Below are 4154 nucleotides of genomic sequence, written 5' to 3' on the forward strand. Positions count from 1 at the left end.
CGGCCCCACCGTGCTGGCCTGCGTCGCGGCCGGCCGCGACGCGGCCGCGCGGGCCCACCTCGGCGCCGACGCACGGGTCGCCACGCTGGGCCAGGACACCCTGCCGGCCGGCTTCGCCGCCGCGGCCGCCGCGCTGCCCGGCGTGGCCGGCACCTCCGCCACGGTCGAGGCGGACAGCTCGCTGGCCACCGCGACCGCCGGCATGCTGACCGGCGTGACGCTGGTGACCGTCGACCCGGTCGGCTACGCGGCACTGACCGCCCGGGCCGGCCTGCCGCCCCTCGATCCAGCGCTGCTGGCGGCCTCCGCCCAGCCGGCCACCGACCCGGTGCCCGCGCTGGCCAGCCCCGGCCTGGCCGAGCGGCTGGACGGCCAGCCGGCGGTCATGGAACTACCCGGCGGGATGGGCCAGTTGACGCTCAGGGCGGTCGGCACCGTGGGTAGCACGCCGGCGGTCCCGGCGCCCGGCGACCGGCCCCTGCTGGTGGTCTCGGCCGCCGCCGTGGCCCGCCAACTGCCGCAGGCCCACGCGCTGGCCGACCGGCCGACCCTCTGGTTCGGCACCGGCGAGGGCCTGCGGGCCGGCCGACTGACCGACCTGCTGGTCACGTCGGCGGGCGCCGAGCTGCCCGGCGGCGACGCTCTCGCCGTCGCCCGGGAGGCGGTGACCGCCGGCTACACCGTGCAGACCCGCACCGACCTGGTCCGCCAGCTGGCCCACAGCCCGGTCGAAGAGGCCGGCGAGCGGCTGTTCTGGGCCGCCGTGTTGGCGGTGACCGTGCTCAGCACGCTCTCGCTGCTGCTGACCCTGCTGCGCGCGGCGCCCGAACGCGCCGCCCTGCTGGCCCGCTTGCGGACCATGGGCCTGCCGCCACGACAGAGTCTGCTGCTCATCACCCTCGAGGCGCTGCCGCAGGCCCTGATCGCCACCGCGGTCGGCGCGGCGCTGGTGCTGCTGACCGTGCCGCTGGTCGGCTCCGGGGTCGACCTGTCGGCCCTGGTCGGCCTGCCGATGCCGGCCGGGCTGAGGGGTCGGACGGCACCGGTGCTCTGGCAGGCACTGATCGTCGCCGCACCGGCGGCCGCCGTGCTGCTGGCCGAGGTAGTGGTCACCGGGCGACATCAGATCACCGCCGAACTCCGTGCCGGGGACCAGAGTTGAGCGACCCACGGACGAGGCGGGCCACCGGGGCGCGATGGACACACGATCGACGAGAACAGGTGTGAGGGGTAGTGCAGTGCCACACGAGCACGACATGACAGGGGAACGCCCGGCCGACCGGCCGGGGGGCTTCGCGCTGCGCAGGCTGCGCTCGCGACCGGCGCTGGGCGCCGCGGTGGCGCTGACGGTGCTGCTGACCGCCGGGGTGCTGGCCGCGCTGAACGCCTTCGACGCCAGCGTCGGGGACGCCGGACTGCGCCGGGCGCTGACCGTCCAGGACCGTGCCCGGGCCACCGTGCGGATCACCGCCGAGACCGGCCTGGCCGACCGGGCCAAGGCCGAGGGCCGGGTGCGGGGGTTGACCGCCGACGTCTTCGGCACGCTGCCCGCCACCGTGCGCGAGCTGGCCCGCAGCCACCCCTACGCGCTGCCCGCGGGCGGCGCCGCCCGCCCCGCCGGCCGCCCCGCCGACCCCGACCTGACCCTGCTCGCCTCCCTCGACCCCGACCGGGTCGCGCTGCGCGCCGGCCACCTGCCGCAGCAGGCCTCGACCAACGGCGCGCGGGCGGCGGGACCCGTCCAGGTGGCCGTTCCGGAGACCGCGGTCAGCCGCCTGGGCCTGCACACCGACGCGCTGCCCAGCACGCTGCACCTGGCCGACCGGGTCGACGGCACCGGCCTGGACGTCCTGGTCACCGGCGTCTACCAGGCCGCCGACGCCACCGACCCGTACTGGCAGATCGACCCGCTGGCCGGACGCGGACTCAAGGTCAACGGCTTCACCACCTACGGCCCGATGCTGGTCGGCGACAGCGCCTTCACCAGCGGCGCGCTCCCCCAGAGCGGCCTGAGCTACCTGGTCACCGGCGACTTCGCCCAGGCCAGGGCCGACGACCTGGACGCGCTGCGCGCCCGGGTCGCCGCCCGCACCAGCGCGTTCCAGGACGACACCGGCTACCAGAGCGTCACCCAGCTGCCGGCCGCCCTCGACGACCTGCACAACGACCTGCTGGTGGCCCGCTCCACGCTGGCGATCGGCGCGCTGCAACTGATCGTGCTGGCCACCGCCGCCCTGGTACTGGTGACCCGGCTGCTGAACGAGCGCCAGGCCACCGAGAACGCGCTGCTGACCGCGCGCGGGGCCGCCTGGCACCGGGTGGTGGCCCTGACCGCCGCCGAGGCCGGCCTGCTCGCCCTGCCCGCCGCCCTGCTCGCGCCGCTGCTCGCCCCCCTCGTGCTGAGCCTGCTGAGCCACACCGGACCGCTGGCCCGGGCCGGGGTGCGCCTTCGGACCGGACTCGACGCCGGCAACTGGCTGGTGAGCTTCCCGGCCGCCGCCGGCGCGGTGCTGGTCGTGGTGCTGCCGACCGCGCTGCGGGCGGCCGGTGCGGCCCTGCAGCGGCGCACCGGCTCCGCCGTGCAGCGCCGCTCGGGGCGCCGCCAGGCGGTGGCCTCCGCGGCCGCCCGCTCCGGCGCCGACCTCGCGCTGGTCGCCCTGGCCGTGCTCGGCTACCTCCAGCTCTCCCAGCACGGCTCCGGCCAGGCCGGCGGCGGCGCGCTGTCGCCCGACGCACAGGGCCACCTGGGTCTGGACCCGGTGCTGGTGGCCGCCCCCACCCTGCCGCTCGGCGCCGGCACCGTGCTCGCGCTGCGGCTGCTGCCGCTGGCCGCCAAGGCCGGCGAGCGGCTGGCCGCCCGTGGCCGCGCGCTGCCGGCCGCGCTGGCCGGCTGGCAGTTCGCCCGGCGCCCGCGGCGCAACTCCGGGCCGGTGCTGCTGATGGTGCTCGCCATCTCGATGGGCATGCTGGCACTCGGTCAGGCCTCCTCGCTGACCGCCTCCCAGCACGACCAGGCCGCCTTCGCCACCGTCGGCGGCCTCAAGGTGAGCGGCCTGGGCGTGCCCTCGCTCGGCCAGGGCGGGGTGATCACCGCGCTGCCCGACGGCGACCGGTTCCTGCCCGTCTCGCGCCAGGAACTGCCGCTGCGCGGCGGGAAGATCGGCCAGCTGCTGGCCGTCGACACCCGACGCGTGGCCGACACCGTCCAGCTGCGCGCCGACCTGACCGGCGCCCGCACCCCCGCCCAGCTCTTCGGCCCGCTGGCCGCCCCCGCGCCCACCGGCGCCGCGGCCGGCGTGGTGCTGCCGGGCCGGCCCACCCGGATCGACCTCGACCTCGCGGTGCAGACCGTCGGCGACCTGCGCAGCACACCGCCCAGCGACTTCCCCGCCGGCTACGACTTCGCGATGCCGCCGGTGACCGCGCCCACCGTGCGCCTCGAACTGCGCGACCACTTCGGCGTCCCGTTCGAGGTCCTGGTGCCCGCCGTGCCGGACGACGGGCTGGGCCGCGGCAGCGGCCACGGCACCGTCTCGGCCGACCTCACCGCGCTGCTCTCCTCCCCGGTCGGCCGGGCCGCCTACCCGCTGACCCTGACCGGCTTCCAGGTCTCCTACGGCGCGGACCCGCAGGACGGCCTCAGCCACCAGCTGACGATCAGCCGGATCGCCGCGCTGGACACCCCCGCCGGCCCCGCCACCACGGTGGCACTGCCCACCGGGCTGGCCTGGACGGTCACCGGCGACCCGGCCACCGCCCAGAGCACGGGCCAGCAGAAGTCGACCCAGAACCCCAAGGTCACCGCCGCCGCGCCCACCGACCAGGCCCCGTTCGGCCTGACCTACGTCACCGACTCAAACCAGAACACCGCCGTAGCCACCATCGGCGCCACCGGCCCCGGTGCGACACCCCTCCCGCAGACCATCGACGCGGTGGCCACCCAGGACTACCTCGCCGCCACCGGCGCGTCGGTCGGCTCGCAGGTGCCCGTACAGATCGGTGCCAGCACGCTCACCGTGCAGATCACCGCCGCCGTCCCCGCACTGCCCACCGTCGGCAGCGCCACCGGCGGACCGAGCGCCGCGCTGCTGGTCGACCTGGCCACCGCCGACCGGATGATCGCCGCCACCGGCGGGCGGGCGCCGGGCCCCCCC

1 protein-coding gene and 1 pseudogene are annotated in these 4154 nt (G+C 77.3%); both read left to right on the forward strand.

What is annotated here, in order from left to right:
• Positions 1 to 1162, forward strand: a pseudogene (locus tag ABD323_RS39770) (FtsX-like permease family protein); the annotation flags it as partial.
• 94 nt (positions 1163 to 1256) lie between these two features.
• Positions 1257 to 4154, forward strand: a 2898-nt coding sequence (locus ABD323_RS39775; protein WP_344446990.1) for an ABC transporter permease, incomplete at its 3' end; no start/stop codon positions are given.

It is taken from the genome of Kitasatospora nipponensis, from assembly GCF_039528135.1.
Lineage (GTDB): Bacteria > Actinomycetota > Actinomycetes > Streptomycetales > Streptomycetaceae > Kitasatospora > Kitasatospora nipponensis.